Annotated in this window: 23 protein-coding genes; 12 read left to right on the top strand and 11 right to left on the bottom strand. The window is 73.5% G+C overall.

Annotated features, from left to right (window positions below; all coding sequences use genetic code 11):
* Positions 1–30 precede the first annotated feature (30 nt).
* Both FVS66_RS17195 and FVS66_RS17190 read left to right on the top strand, forming a co-directional pair.
* The gene (locus tag FVS66_RS17195; RefSeq protein WP_149182059.1) at positions 31–1,410 is read left to right on the top strand and encodes a multidrug effflux MFS transporter; all 1,380 of its coding nucleotides are present in this window, start codon (positions 31–33) and stop codon (positions 1,408–1,410) included.
* A 19-nt stretch (positions 1,411–1,429) separates the two neighbouring features.
* Complete coding sequence (locus FVS66_RS17190) at positions 1,430–2,542, top strand: small ribosomal subunit Rsm22 family protein (RefSeq protein ID WP_149182058.1); 1,113 nt, start codon at positions 1,430–1,432, stop codon at positions 2,540–2,542.
* 255 nt (positions 2,543–2,797) lie between these two features.
* Here FVS66_RS17190 and ddaH read toward each other — a convergent pair whose 3' ends face one another.
* On the bottom strand, positions 2,798–3,631 hold the full coding sequence (gene ddaH / locus FVS66_RS17185) for a dimethylargininase (protein ID WP_149182057.1): 834 nt from the start codon (positions 3,629–3,631) through the stop codon (positions 2,798–2,800).
* A gap of 278 nt (positions 3,632–3,909) precedes the next feature.
* Between ddaH and FVS66_RS17180 the strand changes: the two genes are divergently transcribed.
* Entirely contained in the window at positions 3,910–4,551 is a 642-nt protein-coding gene (locus tag FVS66_RS17180) for a TetR/AcrR family transcriptional regulator (protein WP_149182056.1), read from the top strand.
* 208 nt (positions 4,552–4,759) lie between these two features.
* Positions 4,760–5,515, top strand: coding sequence for a bifunctional DNA primase/polymerase (locus FVS66_RS17175; protein ID WP_149182055.1), 756 nt, complete (start codon positions 4,760–4,762; stop codon positions 5,513–5,515).
* A gap of 140 nt (positions 5,516–5,655) precedes the next feature.
* Here FVS66_RS17175 and FVS66_RS17170 read toward each other — a convergent pair whose 3' ends face one another.
* Together FVS66_RS17170 and FVS66_RS17165 are read right to left on the bottom strand one after the other, a co-directional pair.
* Positions 5,656–6,573, bottom strand: coding sequence for a hypothetical protein (locus FVS66_RS17170; RefSeq protein ID WP_262387045.1), 918 nt, complete (start codon positions 6,571–6,573; stop codon positions 5,656–5,658).
* The gene (locus FVS66_RS17165) at positions 6,524–7,477 is read right to left on the bottom strand and encodes an FTR1 family protein (protein WP_149182054.1); all 954 of its coding nucleotides are present in this window, start codon (positions 7,475–7,477) and stop codon (positions 6,524–6,526) included. The genes FVS66_RS17170 and FVS66_RS17165 overlap by 50 nt, the downstream gene beginning before the upstream one ends.
* 134 nt (positions 7,478–7,611) lie before the next feature.
* Here FVS66_RS17165 and FVS66_RS17160 point away from each other — a divergent pair, with 134 nt between their 5' ends.
* On the top strand, positions 7,612–8,283 hold the full coding sequence (locus tag FVS66_RS17160) for a PhzF family phenazine biosynthesis protein (protein ID WP_149182053.1): 672 nt from the start codon (positions 7,612–7,614) through the stop codon (positions 8,281–8,283).
* On the opposite strand, the gene FVS66_RS17155 is transcribed toward FVS66_RS17160, so the two are convergent.
* Positions 8,273–8,944 carry a biliverdin-producing heme oxygenase gene (locus FVS66_RS17155; protein WP_149182052.1) on the bottom strand — a complete coding sequence of 224 codons (672 nt, stop codon included), beginning with the start codon at positions 8,942–8,944 and terminating at the stop codon, positions 8,273–8,275. The two genes, FVS66_RS17160 and FVS66_RS17155, sit on opposite strands and share 11 nt — an antisense overlap.
* A gap of 188 nt (positions 8,945–9,132) precedes the next feature.
* Entirely contained in the window at positions 9,133–9,990 is an 858-nt protein-coding gene (map, locus tag FVS66_RS17150; protein WP_149182051.1) for a type I methionyl aminopeptidase, read from the bottom strand.
* Positions 9,991–10,048: 58 nt separating this feature from the next.
* Here map and FVS66_RS17145 point away from each other — a divergent pair, with 58 nt between their 5' ends.
* Positions 10,049–10,288 carry a hypothetical protein gene (locus tag FVS66_RS17145; protein ID WP_149182050.1) on the top strand — a complete coding sequence of 80 codons (240 nt, stop codon included), beginning with the start codon at positions 10,049–10,051 and terminating at the stop codon, positions 10,286–10,288.
* A gap of 269 nt (positions 10,289–10,557) precedes the next feature.
* On the opposite strand, the gene FVS66_RS17140 is transcribed toward FVS66_RS17145, so the two are convergent.
* A complete protein-coding gene (locus FVS66_RS17140; RefSeq protein ID WP_149182049.1) occupies positions 10,558–11,166 on the bottom strand; it encodes a hypothetical protein in 609 nt (202 codons plus the stop codon).
* A gap of 91 nt (positions 11,167–11,257) precedes the next feature.
* Here FVS66_RS17140 and npdG point away from each other — a divergent pair, with 91 nt between their 5' ends.
* Both npdG and FVS66_RS17130 read left to right on the top strand, forming a co-directional pair.
* Positions 11,258–11,971, top strand: coding sequence for an NADPH-dependent F420 reductase (npdG, locus tag FVS66_RS17135; protein WP_149182048.1), 714 nt, complete (start codon positions 11,258–11,260; stop codon positions 11,969–11,971).
* 94 nt (positions 11,972–12,065) lie between these two features.
* Positions 12,066–12,263 (top strand): hypothetical protein, encoded by a 198-nt coding sequence (locus tag FVS66_RS17130; protein ID WP_149182047.1) that lies wholly within the window; start codon positions 12,066–12,068, stop codon positions 12,261–12,263.
* On the opposite strand, the gene FVS66_RS17125 is transcribed toward FVS66_RS17130, so the two are convergent.
* On the bottom strand, positions 12,253–13,080 hold the full coding sequence (locus FVS66_RS17125; RefSeq protein ID WP_149182046.1) for a site-2 protease family protein: 828 nt from the start codon (positions 13,078–13,080) through the stop codon (positions 12,253–12,255). The genes FVS66_RS17130 and FVS66_RS17125 overlap by 11 nt on opposite strands.
* Positions 13,081–13,137: 57 nt before the next feature.
* Here FVS66_RS17125 and FVS66_RS17120 point away from each other — a divergent pair, with 57 nt between their 5' ends.
* Positions 13,138–16,851 (top strand): BTAD domain-containing putative transcriptional regulator, encoded by a 3,714-nt coding sequence (locus tag FVS66_RS17120; RefSeq protein ID WP_149182045.1) that lies wholly within the window; start codon positions 13,138–13,140, stop codon positions 16,849–16,851.
* A 2-nt stretch (positions 16,852–16,853) separates the two neighbouring features.
* On the opposite strand, the gene FVS66_RS17115 is transcribed toward FVS66_RS17120, so the two are convergent.
* The 3 genes from FVS66_RS17115 to panB all read right to left on the bottom strand — a co-directional run bounded on the left by FVS66_RS17115 (position 16,854) and on the right by panB (position 19,748).
* Positions 16,854–17,729 carry an ABC transporter permease gene (locus tag FVS66_RS17115; RefSeq protein WP_399225723.1) on the bottom strand — a complete coding sequence of 292 codons (876 nt, stop codon included), beginning with the start codon at positions 17,727–17,729 and terminating at the stop codon, positions 16,854–16,856.
* Entirely contained in the window at positions 17,726–18,727 is a 1,002-nt protein-coding gene (locus tag FVS66_RS17110) for an ATP-binding cassette domain-containing protein (protein WP_187645558.1), read from the bottom strand. Before FVS66_RS17110 ends, FVS66_RS17115 begins: the two co-directional genes overlap by 4 nt.
* Positions 18,728–18,860: 133 nt before the next feature.
* Positions 18,861–19,748: a 3-methyl-2-oxobutanoate hydroxymethyltransferase gene (gene panB / locus FVS66_RS17105; RefSeq protein WP_149182043.1), complete on the bottom strand. Its 888-nt coding sequence runs from the start codon at positions 19,746–19,748 to the stop codon at positions 18,861–18,863.
* Positions 19,749–20,044: 296 nt separating this feature from the next.
* On the opposite strand from panB, the gene FVS66_RS17100 reads away from it, so the two are divergent.
* The 3 genes from FVS66_RS17100 to FVS66_RS17090 all read left to right on the top strand — a co-directional run bounded on the left by FVS66_RS17100 (position 20,045) and on the right by FVS66_RS17090 (position 23,586).
* The gene (locus tag FVS66_RS17100) at positions 20,045–21,661 is read left to right on the top strand and encodes a DHA2 family efflux MFS transporter permease subunit (protein WP_149182042.1); all 1,617 of its coding nucleotides are present in this window, start codon (positions 20,045–20,047) and stop codon (positions 21,659–21,661) included.
* Between the two features lie 60 nt (positions 21,662–21,721).
* Entirely contained in the window at positions 21,722–22,447 is a 726-nt protein-coding gene (locus tag FVS66_RS17095; RefSeq protein ID WP_149182041.1) for a TetR/AcrR family transcriptional regulator, read from the top strand.
* 173 nt (positions 22,448–22,620) lie between these two features.
* On the top strand, positions 22,621–23,586 hold the full coding sequence (locus tag FVS66_RS17090; protein WP_149182040.1) for an endonuclease/exonuclease/phosphatase family protein: 966 nt from the start codon (positions 22,621–22,623) through the stop codon (positions 23,584–23,586).
* A gap of 22 nt (positions 23,587–23,608) precedes the next feature.
* On the opposite strand, the gene FVS66_RS17085 is transcribed toward FVS66_RS17090, so the two are convergent.
* On the bottom strand, positions 23,609–25,372 hold the full coding sequence (locus FVS66_RS17085; protein ID WP_149182039.1) for an NAD+ synthase: 1,764 nt from the start codon (positions 25,370–25,372) through the stop codon (positions 23,609–23,611).
* Positions 25,373–25,392: the final 20 nt, after the last annotated feature.

The raw sequence follows: 25,392 nt of genomic DNA, 5'->3' as shown, positions 1-25,392 counted from the left end.
TAGGGGGCGCCACCCAGGACAGGAGAAGAGATGCCGGAGAGCGGCCCGAGCACCCGGGGACACAGCACCCCGGGGGGCATACCGACCGACCGGACCGAGGCCGTATCCGCCGCACCACCGCAGGAACCACGGACGCCGCAGGCACCACAGGCGCCAGAGACATCGCAGGCGTCACAGACACCGCGGACGCCGCCCGGCGCCGCGCGCCGCGCCGGGCTCATCGTCACCCTGGGCCTCGGCGGCCTCACCGCGCTGGCCCCGCTGTCCATGGACATGTACCTCCCCGCCCTCCCGGAGGTCACCCAGGCCCTGCGGTCCCCCGCCGCCACCATCCAGCTCACCCTCACCGCCTGCCTCGCCGGCATGGCCCTCGGTCAGCTGGTCGTCGGCCCGATGAGTGACAAGTGGGGGCGCCGCCGCCCGCTGCTCATCGGCATGCTCGTGTACGTGGCCGCCACCGCCGTCTGCGCCCTCGCGCCCAGCGCCGCGCTGCTCATCGCGTTCCGGCTGCTCCAGGGCCTCGCGGGCGCGGCCGGCATCGTCATCGCGCGGGCCGTCGTCCGGGACCTCTACGACGGCGTGGAGATGGCCCGCTTCTTCTCCACGCTGATGCTGGTCTCCGGGGTGGCCCCGGTCGTCGCCCCGCTGATCGGCGGGCAGATCCTGCGGGTCACCGACTGGCGCGGTGTCTTCCACGTCCTCACGGCGGTCGGTCTGCTGCTCACCTTCGTCGTCTGGAAGTGGCTCCACGAGACGCTGCCGCCCGCCGAGCGGCACAGCGGCGGGGTCGGCGCGGCGCTGCGCACCATGCGCGGGCTGCTCGCCGACCGGGTGTTCACCGGTTACGTGCTCTCCGGCGGCCTCGCCTTCGCCGCGCTCTTCGCGTACATCTCCGCCTCGCCGTTCGTCGTCCAGGAGATCTACGGCGCCTCCCCGCAGACCTTCAGTCTGCTCTTCGGGCTCAACTCGGTCGGTCTGGTCGCCGTCGGCCAGATCAACGGCAAGCTCCTCGTCGGCCGCGTCAGCCTCGACAAGGCCCTGGGCACCGGCCTCGCCGTCATCACCGTGGCGGCCCTCGCGCTGCTGCTGATGACGAGCGGCGTCTTCGGAAAGGTGGGCCTCGTGCCGATCGCCGCGGGGCTGTTCGTCCTCATGTCCGCGATGGGCCTCGCGCTGCCCAACACCAACGCCCAGGCGCTGATGCGCACCCCGCACGCCGCGGGCTCCGCGTCGGCGCTCCTCGGCACGTCGTCGTTCCTCGTCGGCGCGGTCGCCTCGCCGCTGGTCGGTGTCGCGGGGGAGCACACGGCCGTCCCCATGGCCGTCGTCCAGCTGGTGTGCGCGCTGGCCGCCGTCGGCTGCTTCCTGGGGCTGTGCCGCCCCTGGCAGGCGGACCACCGCACCCGCTGACCCTGCCTACGATGGATCGGTGAACGCCTCCCTCCCCACCGCGGACGCCCTGCGCGCCGCCCTCGCCGGGCTGCTCGACGGACTGCCGCCGACAAAGGCGGCCCAGGCCGTCGACCGGCTCATCGCCAACTACCGCGGCGCCACCCCCACCGACGCGCCCGTCCTCCGCGACCGCGCCGACGTCGCCGCGTACGCCGCGTACCGCATGCCTGCCACCTTCGAGGCGGTCCGGTCGGCCCTGACCGCCCTGCGCGCGGCCGCGCCCGAGTGGGCGCCGGCCACCCACATCGACATCGGCGGCGGCACCGGCGCGGCGACCTGGGCGGTCGCCGAGGCGTGGGAGACGGCGGAGGCGTGGGAGGAGTGGGCGGACTGGCCGGGGCAGGCCCACCGCGGACCGGACCGGCCCGGCGGTGGCAGCTCCGGCGGGCCCGGCGCCGCGCCCCGTACCACCGTGCTCGACTGGGCCGAGCCCGCGCTCGCCCTGGGGCGGGAGCTGGCCGAGGTGTCCGGTGTGCCGGCCCTGCGCGCCGCGCGCTGGCAGCGCGCCCGCATCGGCAAGGCGCTCAAGCTCGACGCGACCGACCTCGTCACCGTCTCGTACGTACTCAACGAGCTCACCCCCGACGACCGCGCCGCCCTCGTCGCCGAGGCCGCGCGCGCCGCGCAGGCAGTGGTGATCGTCGAGCCGGGCACGCCCGACGGGTACGAGCGGATCATCGCCGCCCGGGAACAGCTGACCGCGGCCGGGCTGCGGATCGCCGCGCCGTGCCCGCACAGCGCGGCCTGCCCCATCGAGCCGGGCACCGACTGGTGCCACTTCGCGGCGCGGGTCAGCCGCTCGTCGTTGCACCGCCAGGTGAAGGGCGGCTCCCTCGCGTACGAGGACGAGAAGTTCAGCTACGTCGCGGCCGGCAGGTTCCCGGTGACCCCGGCCACCGCCCGCGTCACCCGCAGGCCGCAGATCCGCAAGGGCCAGGTCCTGCTGGACCTCTGCACACCGGACGACGGCCTGCGCCGCGACACGGTGACCAAGCGGCACGGCGCGCTCTACAAGGAGGCGCGTGACGCCGAGTGGGGCGACGCCTGGCCGCCACCCGCCGGCGACGCCTGGCCCGCGCCGCCCGCCTGACGGGTGACGGGCACCCCGCCGGGGTGAGCCCGAACGGCGTGCCCGTTGCCCGGCGCGGCGGCGGCGCGGTGGGGTGGGGTGGGGTGGACCCGTGACACGTCCCCCCCCTGTAACGGCACCGGCCCCCACACCGCGCCCGCGGCGGTCACCGGCGCGGAACCGGTGCCTACGCGGACGCGGAGGGCGAGGCCACGGTCGTCGCCACGGCGGACGCGCCACATTCCGCATCCTCCTCGACGACTGAACGGCCCGTACCTAAGCGGTGGTGGCGGGGGTGCCGCGCAGTTCCTGTGTGCAGCACTTCACGCTGCCACCGCCCTTGAGGAGTTCGCCCAGGTCCATCCCGACCGGCTCGAACCCGCGCTGCCGCAGGGGCCGGAACAGCCCGACCGCCGCCTGCGGCAGCAGCACATGCCGTCCGTCGCTCACCGCGTTCAGACCGAGCGCCGCCGCGTCCGCCTCCTCCGCGATCAGCGCGTCGGGGAAGAGCCGGGCGAGCACCGCGCGACTGCCCGGAGAGAACGCGGCCGGGTAGTACATGATCTCGTCCGCCGCGTCGTCCAGGACACACAGCGCCGTGTCCAGGTGGTAATAGCGCGGATCGACCAGGTCCAGGCCGATCACCGGCCGGCCGAAGAACTCCTGCGCCTCGTCGGCCCCGAGGGAGGTCGAGCGGAAGCCCCGCCCGGCCAGCAGGTACGAGGCCGTGACCGCGAAGTCGCCCTCGCCCTCGTTGACGTGCTCGGGCTCGTGGACGTCCGTGAAGCCATGGGCGCGGAACCAGGCGCGGTGCGCCGCCGCCTCCGCGGTCCGTTCGGGGTAGAGGAACCGGGCCCCCAGGACACGGCCGTCGACGACGGTGGCGCCGTTGGCGGCGAACACCATGTCGGGCAGGTCCGGGCGGGGTTCGAGGAGTTCGACGGTGTGGCCGAGGGCACGGTAACGGTCCCGCAGGTCCTCCCACTGGGCGAGGGCGAGCGGCAGGTCGACCGGCTTCGCCGGGTCCATCCACGGGTTGATGGAGTACGTCACCCTGAAGTGCGTGGGTGCGCACATCAGGTAGCGGCGGGGTGAAGCGTCACGAGGCAAAGAAGGCTCCTCACGAACGACCGGCGCACGCGGTGTGCGTGCCCAGCCATGGTGCGCCGTACGGTGCCTCCCGCGCATCGGACCGTACGGGTGGTTACCGCGGTTCACGCCCGTGAAGTCCGTTGTATCCGTGAAGTTCGGTGAGTCCGTGAGGTCCGCGAAATCCGCGAAATCCGCGAAATCCGTCGAGTCCGTCGAGTCCGTCGAGTCCGTGGAGTCCGTGGAGGGAGGGGTGTGAGACGGGACGTCTCGGCTTGTGCGGTGGATAGATTGGCGCCATGCCCCAGCCCAAGGCGGCGTCCGGCAGGACGCCCGACGCCACACGCCGCAGCGAGCGCTCCCGCCGCGCCATCTTCGACGCCGCTCTCGCCCTCGTCGGCGAGGCCGGGTACGCCCGTACCACCGTCGAGGGCATCGCGGCCCGCGCCGGGGTCGGCAAGCAGACCATCTACCGCTGGTGGCCCTCCAAGGCCGCCGTCCTCCTCGACGCGTACCTCGACCTCGCCGAACAGGGCCGGAAGGCGCTCGGCGGGGACGCCGCGCCCGGCATCCCCGACACCGGTGACCTGGCGGCCGACCTCAAGTACGTCCTGCGCACCACGGTCGACGAGCTGAACGATCCCGCGTACGACGCCCCGACCCGTGCGCTCACCGCGGAGGCGCTCGTCGACCCCGAGCTGTGCGCCCGTTTCGTGGAGCGGCTCCTGGAACCCCAGCTCCAGTTGTACGCGGACCGCCTCGCCGCCGCCCGGGAGAGCGGCGACGTACGGCCCGGCGTCGACCCCCGCGTCGCCCTGGAACTCCTCGTCGGCCCGCTCACCCACCGCTGGCTGCTCCGCACCCGTCCGCTCACCCACGCGTACGCCGACCAGCTCGTCGACCACGTCCTCCAGGGCATCGCCACTCGCCCCCGCTCCTGAACACTTGCGCGGTCGGCGCGTGGACCTCCTCACGGTGAACGGCTGGCGAACGGCAGGAATATCCCGACATAATCCGGCAACCCGACCCGCACGGCGGTCTCTCCGAATCGACCGCCGTACCTCGGTTGAGGAGTCCTGTCACCTGCGCCGCAGGATGATGGGACCATGGCAGGGACCACAGGGGCTTGCGTCAGGTGTGAGGGGATAGATGGGCGACGGTATCGGCCGCTACCGCGGCACGGAGAGCAGGATCGCGCACTGGCTGCGTCGCCGCCCGAGGAAATCCGCCGCCGACACCCCGAGCCGGGAGGACCTGCTCCTGGCCACGGCCGCCGCCGGACTGCCGCTCGCCCCCGCCGCGTATCCCGTCGGCTACCGATGTTCCTGCGAGCGCGTCGGCTGTCCCACGCCCGCCCGGCATCCCGTCTCCTTCGCCTGGCAGACGCAGTGCGCCACCGACCCCGGGCAGATCGAGCGGTGGGCGCTCGGCCAGCCGCAGGCCAACTTCATCACCGCGACCGGCATGGTCCACGACGTCCTGGACGTTCCGTTGGAGGCCGGTCGCGCCGCGTTGGAGCGGCTGCTCGCGGAGGGGGTCGAGGTCGGCCCGGTCGCCGAGGCCGGTGACTCGCTCGGCGGTGGCCGCGTGCTGTTCTTCACCGCCACGCGTGGCACGCCCGAGGACGAGGACGAGTGGTGGCCGTGCGAGCTGGACTGCCACCCCGAGACCATGGACGAGCACCCGGGGCTGCGCTGGCACTGCCGCGGCAGCTATGTCCTCGTACCGCCGGCACGGCTGCCCGGTGACCACATGGTCGAGTGGGTACGGGGCCCCGAGCACCCGCTGCCGGACCCCCTGACGCTGCTGGAGACCCTCACCGACGCCTGCGCCCGGCACGCCGACCGCTACGCCGACGACGAGCACGGCGACCACCACGCGGTGGCGTGGCCGCTGAGCCGCTGAGCCGCTGAGCCGGTGAGTCGCTGAGCGCTTCCGGCCGCCGGGGCGCGGGGACGTCGGGTCGCCGGGGCGCGGGGCCCAGGTCGCCCCCGGCCCCGCGGGCCCGCCGCGTCTCCGCGGCCGCGCGGGCCCGTGAGCCGCGGTCAGGAACCCTTGACCGCCGTCACGCCCTGGAGCCGGTTCACGATCGTCACCTGGTCCGTGTCCGTCCCGCCCGGGCGCACCAGGGCCGTCAGGCTCGCCACCCACTCCTTGGTGAGGGTGTTGCGCACGTCGCCCGTCAGCAGCGGCTTCTCCTCCGGCGACACCTTCGGCCGGTAGCCCTGCGCCGCCGTGCGCCGCTCGTAGAAGCGCGTCGAGAAGAACACCAGCGCCCCGCCGTCCTCGGTGACCAGCCCCACCGGCGCGAACGCCCCAGTGTCCAGGGCCTGGTCGGCGAACTGGACGGCGAGCCCCGGCCGGTTGGCGATCTTGTCGCGCTGCTCCCTCAGCACCGAGGTGTGCGGGCCCGCCGCGAACTTCTCGGGCTGCCCCGTCTTCAGGTACCCGGCGTAGTCCTCGCTCAGCTCCGCGGGCGCCGCGGCCAGCGACGCCCCGTCCGCCGGGGCGGGCTCCGCCCAGCCGTCCGCGTCCGTACGGAACACGGGGATCTCCGCCGGCGCGAGCACCGCCAGGTGCGACGCCTCCCACATCTCGTCGGGGCCGCCGCGTATGAAGAGCAGCACCCAGCGGTTGTCACCCGCGCCCTGGTCCGTGTCCCGGTTGGAGTCGGCGTCCACGACGAACCAGCGTGGCCAGCCGGCGTTCTTCGGGATGACGAACTTGGTGTCGTTCAGCTCCAGCGGCCTGTGGCTCGGGTTGCCGTCCGGGTGGGTCACGGACCGCGCCTTGAGCCCCGCCTGATGAATCGCCCCGAGCGAGCCGGTCACCCGGTGCGCGTCGAGGGACGGGTCGTACTCCTTGTCGGCCGCGTTGTACGCGTCGGTGAAGTCCTTGAGCGCCTGTTCGGCCTCAGAACGCGTCGCCGTCGGCACGACCGCCGACTCGCCGTGCACGGTCACGCACCCGCTCGCCGTGAGCGTCAGCGCCGTCACCGCCGCGAACGCCGCCAGCGGCCTCGTACCCCGTCGGCCCGGCGGCCGGCTGCCCAGCCCCTTCACCAGCCCTCGCATCGGTATTCTTCTGCTCCTCGACCCCGACCGGCACTGACCGACCGAACCCTACCGGGGACAGCCCGAGCGCGAGCGCCGGGACCAGATACAGCGCCCACACCGTGACCTGGAGCACCGTCGGGTCCGGCCGCACGTTCAGCACGCCCTCCAGGAGCGCCCCGTGCCAGCGGTCCGGCGACACGGCCCCGCCCAGGTCGAACGCCCGCCCCGCGAGCACCCCGCCCTCCGGGCCCGCGTCCTGGAGGTCGCGGACGCCCTGCGCCACCACCCCGGCCGCGACGACCACCAGCGCCCCGCCCGCCCAGGCGGTGAACGGGCCCTGCCGGACCCGCAGTACGCCCCGGTGGACCAGCCACCCCAGCACCGCCGCGACCGCGACACCCAGCGCCACCATGCCCGGCGGCCCGGCCGAACCCGCCTCGTCCCGCGCGGCGGACACCGTCGCCCACAGGAGCAGCGCGGTCCCCAGCCCCTCCCGGGCCACTACCAGGAACCCGGTGACGGCGACGAACCCGGCGCCCGGCGCCCGGAACACCGCCCATGCGACGCACCCGGCGGCCGACACGGACAGGCTCCCGGAGAGCGCCTTCGCCGCCTCGGCCGTCAACTCCCGCGTCCCGAACTCGAACCCGGCGCCGACCGCCAGCGCCAGCACCGCGGCCACGCCGGCTCCGCCCCACAGCGGCCTTTGGCGGTCGCGCCGCCCGGCCCGCACGAGCCAGGCGGCGAGCAGCCCCAGAACCAGAGCGGCTTCGAGGCTGCCGCGCAGCGCCATCAGGTGGGAACCAAGCACGTGGGAACGGCCTTTCGTTCGATCGACTGGGCAGTGTACGGCGGTACGGGCGACCGAATCGGTGTGCGCATGGCCTCCGAGGCCGTCCCCCGCGTACTCCGCCGTACGTTCTGACGCCGTGTTTGAATGCCGGGATGAACGTTGCACACGACGTCCTGGCCGTCTTCTGCGGCGCCGACGGACGGCACGGCAACCGGCTCGGCGTCGTACGTGACGGCCGCGCCTGCCCCGACGAGGCGTCCCGGCAGGCGCTCGCCAAGGAACTCGGCTTCAGTGAGACGGTGTTCGTCGACGATCCCGAGCGCGGCGTGGTCGACCTCTACACGCCCGGCCTGCGCGTGCCGTTCGCGGGCCACCCGGTCGTGGGCGCCGCCTGGCTGCTCGACCTGGAGGTGCTCGACCTTCCCGTGGGCGAGGTGTGGGCGCGTCACGACGGCGAGTTCACCTGGATCGAGGCCCACGCCGAGTGGGCGCCGCCGTGCACGCTGCGCCGGTACGGCTCGGCCGCCGAGGTGGAGGCGCTGGAGGTGCCGTCGGCGGGAGGCGGCGTCTACGCCTGGGCGTGGGAGGACGAGGCGGCGGGCCGGCTACGGGCGCGGGCCTTCCCGGGGCGTGGTGACGCCGTCGACGAGGAGGAGGCGTCGGGCACGGCGGCCCTGCTGCTGACCGCTCGGCTGGGCCGCGCGCTGAACATCACACAGGGCCGGGGCTCGCAGATCATGACGGCCCCGGGCCCGGACGGCGTGATCGAACTGGGCGGACGGGTCCGCCGTATCGACCCCGGACCGCTCCCGCTCAGGCGCTGAGCGGGAACTCCTCGCCCAGCTCGCGGAAGACGGCGGTGTTGAAGGCGAAGGCGCGCTTGCACTCGTCGACGATGCGCTGCTTCTCCAGATCGTCCGCGTTCACCCCGTCCAGCAGCTCGCGGTAGGCGCGCTTGAAGGCGGCGGGGTTCGTGATCCCCTCGAAGACGTAGAAGCGGACGCCGTCACCCTTGCGGGCGAAGCCCCACGTGCGCTCCGCCTTGTCTCGGATGATCTGCCCGCCGGACAGGTCGCCGAGGTACCGGGTGTAGTGGTGGGCGACGTATCCCGCGGGCCAGGTGCGGGCGCACTCCTCGACGCGGGCCGCGTACGCGGCCGTGGCCGGCAGCGGGGTCGCGGCGGCGCGCCAGCCGGGCCCGCGCAGATGGGCGAGGTCGCGCTCCAGCTCGGGTGTCCGGAACAGTGAGGGCTGCACGAAGGGCCCCGCGACGGGGTCGTCCCGCAGCCCGTCGGCGGCCTCCTCGAGGGCCCGGTACACGAACCACAGCTGCTCGGTGTAGCGGGCGAAGGCGTTCACGCCCAGCCGGCCGCCGAGCATGTCGCTCATGAAGGTCGACGTCTCCGCCTCGGTGTGCGCCTCGTGGGAGGCGGTGCGGATGAGCGTCGAGAACGGGGTGACGGTGGCGGTGGCGCGTGCGTCCAAGGCGGGCCTCCGGGGACCGGTGGGTGCGGAACGTCGGCGTGACGGACGGAGCGGGCGGTGACGGCCGGACGCGCGGCGCCGCGGTGCGCGTGTGTGCCGGGCGCCACCGACCCGATCCTCCTACTTAGGCTTACCTAAGTCAACTGCTTTCCGACGACCTGTCGGTAAAACCGTACCCCTCGACGGCGTCACGGCAACGTGAGGATCTCCGCCCCGGTCCCGGTCACCACCAGGGTGTGCTCGAACTGCGCGGTCCGCTTCCGGTCCTTCGTCACGACCGTCCAGCCGTCGTCCCACATGTCGTACTCGTGCGTCCCGAGCGTCAGCATCGGCTCGATCGTGAAGGTCATACCGGGCTGCATGACGGTGGTGGCGTGCGGCGAGTCGTAGTGCGGGATGATCAGCCCGGAGTGGAACGAGGAGTTGATCCCGTGCCCGGTGAAGTCCCGCACGACGCCGTAGCCGAAGCGCTTGGCGTACGACTCGATGACCCGCCCGATGACATTGATCTGGCGGCCCGGCCTGACGGCCTTGATGGCCCGGTTCAGCGACTCCCGGGTCCGCTCGACGAGCAGCCGCGACTCCTCGTCCACGTCCCCGCAGAGGTATGTGGCGTTGTTGTCGCCGTGGACGCCGTTGATGTACGCCGTGACATCCAGGTTCACGATGTCGCCGTCCCGGAGGACCGTGGAGTCGGGGATGCCGTGGCAGATGACCTCGTTGATCGACGCGCAGAGCGACTTGGGGAAGCCCCGGTAGCCGAGGGTCGACGGGTAGGCCCCGTGGTCGCACATGTAGGTGTGGGCGACGCGGTCGAGTTCGTCGGTGGTGACGCCAGGCGCGATGAGCTTCGCGGCCTCCTCCATCGCCTGCGCGGCGATGCGGCCCGCGATACGCATGCGCTCGATGGTGTCGGAGTCCTGCACCTCGGGGCCGGCGTACGGCTTCGGCGCCGGCTTCCCGACGTACTCGGGGCGGCGGATGGAACCGGGAACGGAACGGATGGGGGAGAGATCCCCTGGTACGAGCAGCGACTGGCCAGACATGTCAGCGAGTCTAACCAGCGCGCGAGGGGCACCATGGCGACAGAGGAAGGAGCCGGACATGGCCCTGTTCAAGAAGCGCACGGTGGGCAAACCGGGTGAATGGTACTACTGCCTGCAGCACAAGAAGGTCGAGGAGGGGCCGGAGTGCCCGGCCAAGGACCGCTTCGGCCCGTATCCCGACCGAGAGGAGGCGGCGCACGCGATGGAGACGGCCCGCGACCGCAATCTCCAGTGGGAGAACGACCCCCGCTGGCACGACACCCCCGGAAGCGAGCCAGGGCGGCCCCCGGAGTCCTGACCGGCGACGCACCGGGCGGGCGGCTCCACAGCGACGTCGTACGTGATCGGCTTCGGCGGCGCGGCCGCCGGGAGCCCGGCCGCCGCCACACAGGCGAGCCCCCCGCCCCAGAACGCCGCCGGCCGCGGCCCCGCGCCGTACGACAGACCTCGACGCCCGCCGGCCGCCCCCGCGGTGCGTCCGGGATCGTCCGGTTCCAGATCGTGGACCGGCCCGGCCCAGCCCGCTCAGCCCGTGCCGCCCCACCCGGCCGCGTCGCCGCGGGCGCGCTACCAGCGCGTCGGGGGTGGGGACGTCAGATGGTCGGCCAGTCGTGAGAGGCGGTCGCGGAAGCGGGTGCGGCCGCGCGGGCCCGGGAGGCTGTTCTCGCCGGCCGCCGCGCTCACCAGGTGCTGCACCGTGTCCAGGCCGACGCCCTCGGCCCGCTCCGGGGCGACCGTGAGGGCCTCGTGTGCGAGGCCGTGCACCTCAGGGTCCCCGCCGTCCAGGGACAGGACCGTCGCGCCCGCGCGCCGGGCGTCGTGGACCCGCTCCAGGAGGCCGACGCCCGGGCTGTCCGGGGCGACGACCAGCAGTGTGGCGCCCCGCCCGGCGGCCTCCAGGCGGCCGAGACCGACGGCCAGGTGCGCCGGGTCCGCCGCCCGCGCCCGGTGGCGTACGAGGGTCGGTGCGAGTTCCGGCTGCCCCGACCACATGGCCTCGTCCACCAGGTGCGCGGCCAGATGCCACGGCTCGTACTCCGGCGTGCCCACCAGCAGCAGCCCACCGCCCTGCGGCACGACCGACGACCGCAGCGCCCCCGCGAAGGACCGAGCGGCCGCGGGCCACTCGGTCCCGGCGAGCACTTCACGGAGCAGGGCGACTCGTACGGCGTCCATGGCGCCGCATCCTGCCCCCGCGGGTGTCGGCCGCGCGGGCCTTCGCCGCCCTGTCACCCGTACGGGGAGCGTGGCACGTAGTGTCACCACCATGACTGAGACGGAGACCAAGAAGACCCGCGATCCGTGGGACCTGCCCGACGTGTCCGGACTCGTCGTCGGCGTCCTCGGCGGCACCGGCGACCAGGGCCGCGGCCTCGCCTACCGGCTGGCCCGCGCCGGCCAGAAGGTGATCATCGGCTCGCGCGCCGCCGAACGCGCCCGCGCGGCCGCCGCCGAGCTGGGCCTCGGCGTCGAGGGCGCCGACAACGCCGAGTGCGCCCGCCGCAGCGACATCGTGATCGTCGCCGTGCCGTGGGACGGCCATGCCGCGACGCTTCAGGCCCTCCGCGAGGAGCTCCGCGGCAAGCTCGTCGTCGACTGCGTGAACCCCCTCGGCTTCGACAAGCAGGGCGCCTACGCGCTCAAGCCCGAGGAGGGCAGCGCCGCCCAGCAGGCCGCGGCCCTGCTGCCGGACTCGCGGGTGACCGCCGCGTTCCACCACCTGTCGGCGGTGCTGCTCCAGGACGAGACGATCGACGAGATCGACACGGACGTGATGGTCCTCGGCGAGAAGCGCGCCGACACCGACGTCGTCCAGGCGCTCGCCGCCCGCATCCCCGGCATGCGCGGCGTCTTCGCGGGCCGCCTCCGCAACGCCCACCAGGTCGAGTCGCTGGTGGCCAATCTGATCTCGGTCAACCGCCGCTACAAGGCCCACGCGGGCCTGCGCGTCACGGACGTCCAGGACACGTCCGCGAGCTGAGCCGGGCGCCGTGGGAGAGCCGCGAGGAGGGCACGGGGACGGATGGGGGACACTGGACGGGCACGTCACCACCATCGGACAGGAGCCGACCCCCATGCCCCGCCTCGCGCTCTACACCCTCGCCGTCTGCGTCCTCTCAGCCGTCGCGGCGGTGGTCTCGTTCGTCCAGGGCACCTGGCTCGGCATCGTGTGGGTGCTGCTGGCCGGCGTCTCGTCCAACATGACGTGGTACTACTGGCGCCGTGGCCGCCACCAGGCCGCCGCCGGCGCGGCGTCGCACGTCACCGAGTGACGTCCAGCAGGAACTCGCAGTTCGGGTTGGTCTCCTGCCAGAAGCGGTAGAGGTCCCGCCCGCAGTACGACTCCACCTCGGTGACGCCGAGCGTCCCCAGCACCCCGTCGACCAGGCCGAAGAACGCCTGGTTCACCTCCGGCGCGAACAGCAGCGCGAACACCGCGAGCAGCCCGTACGGCGCGAACGGCTCGATCTGCCGCCTGACCCGCTCGGACAGCCACGGCTCCAGCACCCCGTAGCCGTCCAGGCCCGGCACCGGCAGGAAGTTCAGGATGGCCGCCGTCACCTGGAGCAGGGCCACGAAGCCCAGCGCGAAGCGGAACGCCACGGGGACGCCGTCCAGGGCGTCCAGCCAGAACGGCGCCGTGCAGACGGCGGCGAACAGGACGTTGGTGAGCGGGCCCGCCGCCGAGATCAGGCTGTGCCGCAGCCGCCCCCGGATACGGTGCCGTTCGATGAACACGGCACCGCCCGGCAGCCCGATCCCGCCCATGACGAGGAACAGCAGCGGCAGCAGGATGCTGAGCACGGCGTGCGTGTACTTCAGCGGATTGAGCGTCAGATAGCCCTTCGCGGCCACGGACAGGTCGCCGCTGTGCAGCGCGGTGCGGGCGTGCGCGTACTCGTGCAGACACAGAGAGACGACCCACGCGGACGTGACGAAGAGGAAGAGGGCCAGGCCACGCCCCACGCCGGAGGCGGCGCCCGCCCACACCGCCCACCCCGCCGCGGCCGTGACGGCGGCGATGCCCAGGAAGACGGGGCTGATCCGGCGGTCGCCACCACGGCGGCGGTCGGCGGCGGCGGTCGGCATCGGGGCCCTCCTCGGTCGGGACAACGACCGTACCGCCGCGTCACGGAGAATGGGCACGTGCAGATATCCGTACTCGGCCCGACGCAGGTCCACCGCCCGGACGGCACCCCCGTCCCGGTGGGCGGCGCGCGGCTGCGCGCGCTGCTCACCGCACTCGCGCTGCGCCCCGGGCGCACCGTCCCGGTCGGGCTCCTCGTCGACGAGGTGTGGAACGGCGACGCGCCGCCCGCCGACGCGGTCGCCGCCCTCCAGGCGCTGGTCGGGCGGCTGCGCCGCGCTCTCGGCCCCGGGGCGGTCGTGTCGGCGCCCGGCGGATACCGGCTGGACGCCGCCCCGGACGATGTGGACGCGCACCGGTTCGAGCGGCTCGCGGGGGAGGGCGTACGGTCCCTGGAGGCGGGCGAACCGGCCAAGGCCCTGCGCCTGCTGGACGAGGCGCTGGCGCTCTGGCGTGACCCGGTGCTGGCCGACCTGCCCGACCGGACGGCGGAGGCGGCCCGCTGGGAGACCCGTCGGCACGGCGCCCTCCGCTCCCGCCTCACGGCCGTACTGGCCCTCGGCCGCCCCGAGGACGCCCTCCCCGAACTGGCCGCCCTGTGCGACACCGCCCCCCTCGACGAACCCCTCCACGCCCTGCGCATCAAAGCCCTCCGCGCGGCGGGCCGCCCCGCCGAGGCCCTCGCCGCGTACGAGGCGGTCCGCCGCCACCTGGCCGCCCGACTGGGCACCGACCCGGGCCCGCAACTCCGCGCCCTCCACACGGAACTCCTCGCCCCGACGCCCGGGCCCCCCTCGCCCACCACCCCGCCCCCGCCCCCGCCCCCACCACCGTCCGCGCCGGCCACGCCCCCCGCGATCGCACCCGGCACACCGCCCCGGACGCCGACCGCCCCCGCGACCGCCGCACCCGAGGCCCCCGCCCCTGCGCCCCGTGCCTCCGGGGCTCCCGCACCGGGGGCGTCGCCGGTCTGGGCGCCGCCGGGCCCTGACGCCGCCGCGCCGGTGACGCCTGCCGCCGTGCCCGGGGCGGCCGGTCCTGCGTTTCCCGCCGCCGGGCCCGCGACACCTGCGGCGCCGGCCACCACGCCTCCTGGCCCCGATGCTGCTCCGTCCGGCGAATCCGGCCCCGTGGGCCCCGTCTCCGCGGCTCCCGAGCCCGCCGGACCGGTCTCCGCGACGCCCGGTTCCGGTGCTGCCGTGCCCGGCGCGCCTGTCCCCGCGGGGCCCGCACCCTGGGGCTCCGCCCCCGCCTCACCCGCCCCCCGCCAGGGGAACCTCCGTGCCCGGCTGACCAGTTTCGTCGGCCGGGGGGAGGACATCGGGGTCATCCTCGGGGACCTCGGGCAGGCGCGGCTTGTGACGTTGCTCGGGGCCGGTGGGGCCGGGAAGACGCGGTTGTCGCAGGAGGTGGCCGAGCGGGGGGCCGCGCGGTGGCCCGACGGGGTGTGGGTGGCGGAACTCGCGCCGGTGGCCGACCCCGACGCCGTAACCGAGGCCGTGCTCACCGCGCTCGGGGCGCGCGAGACCGTGCTGCGGGGCGCCGGGGCGGAGGAGCTGCGCGCCGCCGAACCGCGCGGCAACGACCCCCTCGTCCGGCTCACCGAACACTGCGCGGCCCGCCGCATGCTCCTGCTGCTGGACAACTGCGAGCACGTCGTCACCGCCGCCGCCCGCCTCGCCGAGCACCTCCTGGAGCACTGCCCCGGCCTCACCGTCCTGGCCACCAGCCGCGAACCCCTCGCCGTCGGCGGCGAGGTGGTGCGGCCCGTCGAGCCGCTGCCCGATCCCATGGCGCTGAGACTGCTCGGCGAGCGTGGCGCTGCCGCCCGGGCCGGGTTCGTCGTCCACGACGACCCCGACGCCTGTGCCGAGATCTGCCGTCGGCTCGACGGCCTGCCCCTGGCCATCGAGCTCGCCGCGGCCCGCCTCCGTGCCCTCACCCCGCGCCAGATCGCCGACCGGCTCGACGACCGCTTCCGCCTTCTCACCAGCGGCAGCCGCACCGTCCTGCCCCGCCAGCAGACCCTGCGCGCCGTCGTCGACTGGTCCTGGGACCTGCTCGACGACCAGGAGCGTGCTGTGCTGCGGCGGCTCTCCGTGTTCTCCGGGGGGTGTGACCTGGATGCCGCCGAAGCCGTCTGCGACGTCGGCGCCGACACGTTCGACGTACTCGGTTCCCTGGTCGACAAGTCGCTGGTCGTCGCCTCACCGGGCGACGAAGGGGCCATGCGCTTCCGGCTCCTGGAGACCGTCGGCGAGTACGCGGGCGAGCGGCTCGACCAGGCCGGTGAGCGCCGTGCCACCGAGGGCCGCCACCTCGTCCACTACCGCGAACTCGCCCGCACCTCCGACCCCCTGCTCCGCGGCGCCCGGCAGCGCGCCGCGCTCGGGCTGCTCCAGCGCGAGTACGAGAACCTGCGCGCCGCCCTGCGCCGCGCCGTCGCCGCCCGCGACGAGCACGAGGCGCTCTGCCTCGTCCTGTCGCTGACCTGGTACTGGCAGATGCGCGACCTGCGCACCGACGCCCGGCACTGGTCCGACGCCGCCGCCGCGCTGGGCCCCGACCCGTTCGCCCCGCCCGTCACCCCCGCGCCGCCGCTGACCGAGCGGTGCACCGACGCGCCGCCCCCGATGCGCGACGACCTGCTGTGGGAGGCCAGGCGCGAGATCCGGCTCGTCCGGACGGTCAACATGGACCACGAGATGGCCGACTGGACCACCGAGGGCCGTGTCCTCCTGGACCGCTTCTCCCAGGCGTACCGGCCGGGACTCCCGCAGACCTGCCGCATGCCCGGCATCCTCTGGATCCTCGCTGTACTCCTCTCCGGGGACGGCGACCAGCTGCACACCCTCCTCGACACCACCGTCGACACGGGCCGCGCGCTCGGCTACGACTGGGACCTCGCCCACGCTCTCCTGTGGCGCGCCAACATCCTCGCCAACCGCAGCAGCCAGGCCGCCGCGGCCTGCCGGGACGCCGACGAGAGCCTGGACATCTTCAGTCGCCTCGGCGACTCCTGGGGCGCCGCCGAAGCCCTCTCCGCCCGCGGCGAGGCCCGCGAGAACCGCGGCGAGTACGCGGGCGCCGCCGCCGACTACCAGGCCGCCGTCGCACACGCCGAACGCCTCGACGCCCAGGCCCAGGTGTCCCTGCTCCGCACCCGGTACGCCGCCGTGCTCCCCGAACTGGGCCGCGCCGACGAGGCGGAGGCCATCCTCCGCGCCGTCCTGGCCGAGGGCTGCGGCGCCGGACACGAGGCGCACCCGCTGGCCCGGCTCCACCTCTCCCTCCAACTGGGCCGCACCGGCCGCACCGCCGAGGCCCGTGACCTGCTCCGCCGGCTCCGCGACGACTTCCGCTCCGAGACGCTCTCCCTCTTCGACGGCTTCACCCTCGGCTGCCTGGCGTGGCTCGACAACCTCGACGGCCACCACGACAGCGCCCTCCGCCTCTCAGCCCAGGCGCTGCACCGGTCCCGGGACCCGCTGTCCATGATGCTCGCGCCGCAGCTGACCGCGCTCCATCTCGTCACCGCCGCACGGGCGATGACCGGCCTCGGCGGCCGCGCCCGCACGGCCGCGGTCCTGCTCGGCGCCCAGGAGAAGCAACTGCCGGAGGGCCATGTCCGGTCCCCGGTGGAGCGGGAGAACCTCACGGCGGCGGTGGCGGCGGCGCGCGCCGCGCTCGGCGACACCGCCTTCGACGTGGCGTACGCCGAGGGCGGCGGCCTCACCATGGAGGAGGCCGCCGCCCTGCTCGAACACCCCTGACGTCAGGTCCGCTTGCGGAACCTCGCCACCGCCAGCGGCGCCGTCACCAGCGTGATGACCGCCGCCCAGCCGAGCGTCATCCACACCGCCTCGGCGACCGGCCCGCCGTTGAGCAGGTTCCGCGCCGCGTCCGCCAGATTCGACAGCGGGTTGTACTCGGTGAACGTCCGCAGCCAGGCCGGCATCGACTCCGGCGGCGCGAAGATCGACGACCCGAACTGCAGCGGCATCAGCACCAGCATGGCCACCCCCTGCACCGCCTGCGCCGTGTTGAGGCTCAGGCCCAGCAGCACGAAGATCCACATCAGTGAGGCGCCGAAGGCCAGCGACAGCGCGACGGCCCCCGCCAGATGGAGCACCGACGTCCTGACCTCGAGGCCCAGCAGGAACCCCATGGTGAGCAGGATGGTGGTGGCCACCATCATCCGGCCGATCTCGACGACGATCTTCGCTATGAGGATCGACGACCGGGCGATCGGAAGGGACCGGAACCGGTCCATGACGCCCTTCTTCACATCGTCGTTGACCCCGGTGCCGACGGCCATGGCGATGTTGAGGCCCATCATCGCCATGAGGCCCGGGACCAGATAGTTGACGTAGTCCTGCTGGTTGCCATGCCCGGAGATCGCGCCGCCGAAGACGTACACGAACAGCAGTGTGAAGACGACCGGCATCAGCAGCGCGTCGACCATCGCCTCCGGGTTCTGCTTGATCTGGAGGGCGTTACGGCGGGTCAGCGCGCCGATGTGGCGCAGATGGGCGCGCGGGGTGATCCGCCCCTCGACGGGCGCCACCGGGCCGTGCGGCCGCGGGGCGCCGTCGCCGCCCTCCCGGACGAGTGTGGGACCGGCGGCCGACTCGGTGGTCACGGTGCTCACGCGGCCTCCTCCTTCGGGCTCTCGTCGGACACCGGCAGTCGCTCACCGGTGATGGCCAGGAACACCTCGTCCAGGCTCGGCAGATTCGTGCCGATGTGGGAGATGGCGTGCCCGCGGGCGCCCAGCAGGCCCACGACGGCGGTCAGTTGCTCGTCGCTGAGGATGGGTACGTACAGCACGCCCTCGTCCGGGACGACCGTGGCGCCCGCGAGGCCGGCCAGCCCGGACTCGGTCAGCGCCCGTGCCATCGCGGGCAGTTCGGCCCGGTCGACGGGGCGGACCTGGAGGGTGCGGCCGCCGACCTTCGCCTTCAGCTCGTCGACCCCGCCCCGGGCGATGACCCTGCCCCGGTCGACGACGGTCAGCTCGCTCGCCAACTGCTCGGCCTCCTCCATGTACTGCGTGGTGAGCAGCACGGTCGTACCGTCCGCGACCATGCGCTTCACCTCGTCCCAGACCTCGTTGCGGGTGCGCGGGTCAAGGCCGGTGGTGGGTTCGTCCAGGTACAGCACGGCAGGCCGGCCGATCATGGAGGCGGCCAGGTCGAGGCGGCGCCGCATGCCGCCCGAGTACTGCAGGACGGGCCGCTTGGCGGCCTCGGTGAGCGAGAACCGCTCCAGCAGCGCGTCCGCGCGGGACCGGGCGTCCCGGCGGGACAGGTCGAGCAGCCGACCGATCATGTAGAGGTTCTCCCAGCCGGAGAGCTTCTCGTCCACGGAGGCGTACTGACCGGTCAGCCCGATGGCGCGGCGCAGTTGCCGGGGCTGGCGCAGTACGTCGTACCCGGCGACGGTGGCGGTCCCGGCGTCCGGGACGATCAGGGTGGACAGGCAGCGGACGAGGGTGGTCTTGCCGGCGCCGTTCGGCCCGAGTACGCCGAGGACGGTGCCCTCGCGTACGTCGAGGTCCACTCCGTCCAGCGCCTTCGTCTCGCCGTAGTGCTTCACGAGGCCCCGTACCTCGACGGCGTTGGTGTCGGATCGTGTCATGTCCCCCATGGGACCAGTGCCCGCCGACAGCCCGCCGACAGCCCGCCGACAGACCGCCGACAGATCACCTGTGGATCGGCCGCGGACATCCGACAGCCCGCCGATGGGGGAAGTCGGCGGGCTGTCGTCCGTGCCGCAGTGGCTAGTGGAAGGTGTGCTCCTCGGTGGGGAACGCCCCGCCGGCGACGTCGTCCGCGAACGCCTGGGCCGCGTCGCCCAGCGTCCGGCGGAGGTCCGCGTACTGCTTGGTGAACCGCGGAACCTTGCCGCCGGTCAGCCCCGCCATGTCCGTCCACACCAGGACCTGGGCGTCCGTGTCGGGGCCCGCGCCGATGCCGATGGTCGGGATGTGCAGGGACCGGGTGACCTCGGCGGCGAGATCGGCCGGTACGAGCTCCAGGACGACCGCGAACGCCCCCGCGTCCTGCGCCGCCTTCGCGTCCCGCAGCATCCGGTGCGCGTCCTCGTCGGCGCGACCCTGCACCCGGTAGCCCATGGTGTTCACGGACTGCGGGGTCAGACCGAGGTGGGACATCACGGGGATGCCGGACTGCACCAGCATCTCCGTCTGGGGCAGCGAGCGCTCGCCGCCCTCCAGCTTGACCGCGCCGACGCCTGCCTCCTTGACCAGCCGCGTCGCCGACCGCAGGGCGTGGACCGGGCCCTCCTGGTACGAGCCGAACGGCAGGTCGCCGACGACGAGGGCGCGCTTGGTGCCCCGTACGACGGCGGCGGACAGGATGGCCATCTCGTCCAGCGTGACGGGCACGGTGGTGTCGTAGCCGAGGTGGCAGTTGCCCATGGAGTCGCCGACGAGCAGAACCGGGATGCCGGCCTCGTCGAAGACGGACGCGGTCATCGCGTCGTAGGCGGTGAGCATGGGCCACTTCTCGCCGCGCTCCTTGGCGGCGGCGATGTCGTGGACGGTGATACGGCGCGTGCCCTTTCCGCCGTACAGCGCCTTGGGGTGCTTGTTCGCGGGCTCCCCGCTGCTGTCGCCGGACTGTTTCGGGGCAGGCTGAAGCGTCATGTGAAACGACTCCTTCGTCATCTCGAGGCGCCCTGACGGCGTCCCCGGACCACGTCCATGGTGGCACTTCGTGCCGCGCGGGGGGAAGTGGGGCGGAACACCGAGCGGGGGAGAAGGCGGGAAGGAGCGGAGTGAGCCGGGAAGCGGAGTGATGCGGGGAGGGGGAGTGAGGCGGGGAGGGGAGTGGCAGGAGAGGTTGAGGAGGCGGAGGAGTCGGAGAGGCGGAGAGGCGGAGTGGCCGGAGAGCGGAGTAATACGAAACGGCGCCGTATCGGAATTCGCCTTACGGTGGGCCCATGGCCCAGCCCCCACGCACGCCACACGCCCGCCGGCCCGTCCGCGACATCCCGGAGGAGGTCCACCGCCGGCGCTGGGTGATCCTCGCCGTGCTGATGCTCAGCCTGCTCATCGTGGTCCTGGACAACTCGATCCTGAACGTGGCGGTCAAGACCATCGCAAGCCCGCCGCCCATCGGCATCGGCGCGACACAGAGCCAGCTGGAGTGGGCGATCAACGCGTACGCCCTGGTCTTCGCGGGCCTGCTGTTCACCGCGGGTCTGCTCGGCGACCGGCTCGGACGGCGCAGGACGCTGCTGTTCGGCACCGTCGTCTTCGGGATCGCCTCCGCGCTGGCCGCGCTCGCCGACTCGGCCGTCGAGCTGGTCGTCCAGCGCGCGGTGATGGGGCTCGGGGCGGCGTTCGTGCTCCCGGCGACCCTCGCGATCCTGATGAACGTCTTCGAGCGCGAGGAACAGCCGCGCGCGATCGGCATGTGGGTGACCGCCGTGGGGGTGGCCATCGCCGTGGGCCCGGTCACCGGCGGGCTGCTCCTGGAGCATTTCTGGTGGGGCTCCATCTTCCTGGTCAACGTGCCCGTCGTGATCGTCTCGCTGATCGCGGTGCTGGCGCTGGTACCCGAGTCCAGGGACCCGGCGCCCGGGCGGCTCGACCCGGGCGGGGCCGCGCTGTCGATCGTCGGGCTCGTCCTGCTGGTGTCCGGGATCATCCGGGGCGGCGAGCTGTCCGACGCGACGCACTGGTCGGTCCTGCTGCCCGTCGTGGCCGGGCTGCTCGTCCTCGTCGGGTTCGTCGCCCACGAGAGGCGCACCGCCCATCCGGCCATCGACATGGCGTACTTCCGCAAGCCGGCGTTCTCGGCGGCCGTCGGCGGGATCGCGCTGGTCTTCTTCGCCCTGATGGGTGTGACCTTCGTCTCGGTGTTCTATCTGCAGACCGTCCGCGGCTTCAGTGCGCTCCAGGCGGGTCTGCTGCTCCTGCCGCTCGCGGCCCCGCAGCTGCTGTTCGCGGCGCGGTCCCGGCTGGTGGTGCGGCGGTTCGGCGCGCGTACGGTCTGCACGGCGGGGCTGCTCCTGGTCGCCGCGTGCATGGCCGCGTTCGCCGCGTTCGACGCGGCCACACCCGTATGGGCCATCGAGCTGGTCCTCTTCGCCCAGGGCACGGGAATGGCGCACGTCATGCCGCCCGTGACGGTCGCGGTCATGCAGTCGCTGCCCCGGGAGAAGGCCGGCTCGGCCTCCGCGATCAACAACACGTTCCGGCAGATCGGCGGGGCCCTCGGCGTGGCCGTCCTCGGCTCGCTGCTGTCCGCCGCCTATCGGCGCGGGATCGAACAGCACCTCGGCCCGGTCCCGCCGGGCGTCCGGGACGCGGCGGGCGAGTCGGTGGAGGGCACCCTGGCCGCCGCCCAGCGGCTGGGCCCGGCGGGCGAGGCCCTTGTCGGCCCCGCCCACACCGCCTTCCTGAACGCCATGCACGTCACCGCCCTCTGCTCGGCCACCGTCGCGGCCCTGGGCGCGGTGGTGATGGCCGCCTTCCTCCCGGGCCGCGGTCCGGAGCAGGGCGACCGGTTCCCTACGGGAGAGGACGACCGGCGAGAATCGCTGCCGCGCTGAACCCGTACGCGACGAGAGGCGGACCCGGTGGCCCGACCGGAACCCCACGACCGCGACCCCATGGACGTCGGTCGCCCCGCCACGTCCTCGGCCCCGTCCTCGGCCCAGCCCGCCGACGGCCCGCCGCCCGCTGACGGCCCGCCGCCCGCTGACGGCCCGCCGCCCGCCGACGGCCCGCCGCCCGCCGCGCGCCGGGGCAGGCCGCGCAGCGAAGTGGTGGAGCGGGCGATCCTCGACGCGGTCGTCCGGCTCCTGGAGGACGGCGTCCCCCTGCCCGAGGTGTCCATCGAGCGGATCGCCCGCACCGCCGGCGTCGGCAAGGCCACCATCTACCGCCGCTGGCCCGGCAAGGAGGAGCTGCTCGTCGAGGTCATGCGGTCCATCGAGCCCCCGGAGCCCGAGCTGCCCGGCACCTCCGTGCGCGACGACCTGGTCGCGCTCCTGGAGATCCTGCGCCGGCGCGGCGTCGCCAAGCGCTCCTCCGCCGTCCTCCACACCCTCTTCGCCCAGCTCCGCGGCTACCCCGCGCTCCGGGACGCCTACCACCGCGCCGTGATCCGGCCGCACCGCCGCGCCACCCTCGACGTGCTGCGGCGCGGCGTCGCGACCGGTGAGATCCGCCCCGACGTCGACCTCGACCTTCTCGGCGACCTGTTCAGCGGCCCCGTCCTGCTGCGCACCGTCATCACCCCGGACGCCGACCTCGACGAGGACCTCCCGGCGCGGATCGTGGACACCGTCCTGGCCGGTGCGGCGGCGACGCCCCCGCCACCTCACCCCGCGTAGCAACCTCTGGCCAGAAGTGTGCGCGTTCTGTCACAGTCGGCGCCCTGCCCACAACCCCAGGAACCCCCGCCACCAGGGGGGCCGTCATCCAGGCAGTAGGGCCGTTCCGTGATCGCCTAGGGTCGTGATCCGGTACGGAGCAAGGAAACCGAGCAGCACGTGAGGACGACGGAATGGTGCAGGTGGACGACGTGACGGACCGCTGGCGGAACGATCCCGGCATCTGGCGCCGCGGCACCGTGCTCGCCGTGTGCGCGGTCCTGCTCGCCCTCCTGATGGTGCTGCACCGTCACATCCCCAACGACATCGGCAATCTGGGCAGTCTCGTCGAGACGTTCCTCCCCTGGTTCGGCCTCTTCGTCCCGGTGCTCGTGGGCCTCGCCGTGCTGCGCCGCTCGGCGACCGCCCTGATCGCCGTGCTCGCCCCGGCGATCGTCTGGGCGAACCTCTTCGGCGGCCTCGCCTTCGACCGGACCGGCACCGGCGGCGACCTCGTGGTCGTCTCGCACAACGTCAACGCCGACAACCCCGACCCCGAGGGCACCGCCCGCACGATCGCCGAAACCGAGGCGGACGTCGTGGCGCTGGTGGAGCTCAAGGCCGCGGCCGTGCCCAGGTACGAGGAGGCGCTGGCAGACACGTACGCGTACCACTCCGTACGCGGCACGGTCGGCCTGTGGAGCAAGTACCCGCTCACCGACAGCCGCCCGGTCGACATCCGCCTCGGCTGGACCCGTGCGATGCGCGCCACCGTGACCGCGCCCGAAGGCGCCGTCGCCGTCTATGTGGCCCATCTCCCGTCCGTACGGGTCAAGCTGAAGGCCGGCTTCACCGCCAACCAGCGAGACCGCAGCGCCGACCAGCTCGGCGAGGCCATCGCCGACGAGCCCAACAACAAGGTGATCCTCCTCGGCGACCTCAACGGCACCATGAACGACCGCTCGCTGAACGCCGTCACCTCCCAGATGCGCTCCACCCAGGGCGCGGCCGGCGACGGCATGGGCTTCAGCTGGCCGGCCGCGTTCCCGATGGCCCGTATCGACCAGGTCCTGGTGAAGGGCGTCGAACCGGTCGCCTCCTGGTCCCTGCCCCGCACCGACAGCGACCATCTGCCGATCGCCGCGTCGGTGAAGCTCTGAGCGTCGCCGGCGCGGCGGCGGTTCAGCCGCTGAGGGGGGTCTCCCGCCAGCGGTTCGTGATCGGCAGGCGCCGGTCCTTGCCGAAGCCCTTCGCGGAGATCTTCGTGCCCGGCGGGTACTGGCGCCGCTTGTACTCCGCCGTGTCCACCAGCCGCAGTGTCTTCGCGACCAGTTCCACGTCGAAGCCCGCCGCGACGATCGCGTCCTTGCCCTGGTCGCGGTCGACGTACAGTTCGAGGATCCGGTCGAGGACGTCGTAGTCCGGCAGCGAGTCGGTGTCGACCTGGCCGGGGCGGAGCTCGGCGCTCGGCGGCTTGGTGATGGAGCTCTCGGGGATCGGCGGGGTCTGGCCGCGCTCCTCCGCCGCCCGGTTGCGCCACTTCGCCAGCCGGAAGACCGTCGTCTTGTACACGTCCTTGATCGGCCCGTACGCGCCGACCGAGTCGCCGTACAGCGTCGAGTAGCCCACCGCCAGCTCGGACTTGTTGCCCGGCGCGAGGACGATGTGGCCCTCCTGGTTGGAGATCGCCATCAGCAGCGTGCCGCGCAGCCGCGACTGGAGGTTCTCCTCGGCAAGGCCGGTCAGGCCCAGCGACCCCATGTACGCGTCGAACATCGGCTCGATGGGTACGGTGCGGAAGTTCAGCCCGGTACGACGGGCCAGCTCGGCCGCGTCGCCCTTGGAGTGCTCCGACGAGTACTTCGACGGCATCGACACGCCGTACACGTTCTGCGCGCCCAGCGCGTCGCAGGCGATGGCGGCGACCAGTGCCGAGTCGATGCCGCCCGACAGGCCGATCAGCACGGACCGGAAACCGTTCTTCGCGGCGTACGCGCGCAGCCCCACGACCAGTGCGGTGTACACCTCCTCGTCGTCGTCGAGACGGTCCGCGTAGCCGCCGGTCAGCTCGGGCTCGTACGCGGGCAGCGGCTCCTCGGACAGCACGACCCGCTCGACGCGGAGCCCGTCGTCCAGGAGGCCGGTCACCGGTTCGGCCGCCGCGGCCGGCAGATCGAGGTCCAGGACCACGCTGCCCTCGGCGAACTGCGGCGCCCGGGCGACGACCTCGCCGTTCGCGTCCACGACGATCGAGTCGCCGTCGAAGACCAGCTCGTCCTGGCCGCCGATCATCGCCAGGTACGCGGTGGTGCACCCGGCCTCCTGGGCGCGCTTGCGCACCAGCTCCAGGCGGACGTCGTCCTTGTTCCGCTCGTACGGCGAGGCGTTGACCGACACCAGCAGTCCGGCGCCCGCGGCCCGGGTGGCCGGGACGCGCCCGCCGTCCTGCCACAGGTCCTCGCAGATCGCCAGCGCCACGTCCACGCCGTGCACCCGGATCACCGGGAGCGTGTCGCCCGGGACGAAGTAGCGGAACTCGTCGAAGACGCCGTAGTTCGGCAGGTGGTGCTTGGCGAACGTGAGTGCCACCTCCCCGCGGTGCAGCACGGCGGCCGCGTTCTGCGGCGCACCGGCGGGCTGCCCGTACTTCGGCTGGGCCCGCTCCGAGCGGTCCAGATAGCCGACGATCACCGGCAGCTCCCCGAGGCCCTCGGCGGCGAGCCGCGCGGCGAGTCCGCGCAGCGTGGCGCGCGAGGCATCCACGAAGGACGACCGCAGGGCCAGGTCCTCGACGGGGTAGCCGGTCAGCGCCATCTCGGGGAACGCGACGAGATGCGCCCCCTGTTCGGCGGCGTGCCGGGTCCAGTGCACGATCGCCTCGGCGTTTCCGGAGAGGTCGCCGACGGTCGAGTCGATCTGATTCAGGGCGAGGCGTAGTTGAGGCACGCCGCCCAGTGTAATCGTCA

The organism is Streptomyces sp. TRM49041, assembly GCF_008271805.1.
Classification (GTDB): domain Bacteria; phylum Actinomycetota; class Actinomycetes; order Streptomycetales; family Streptomycetaceae; genus Streptomyces.
The sequence above is the reverse complement of the archived record's forward strand: the minus strand, read 5'-3'. Positions and strand labels throughout refer to the sequence as shown.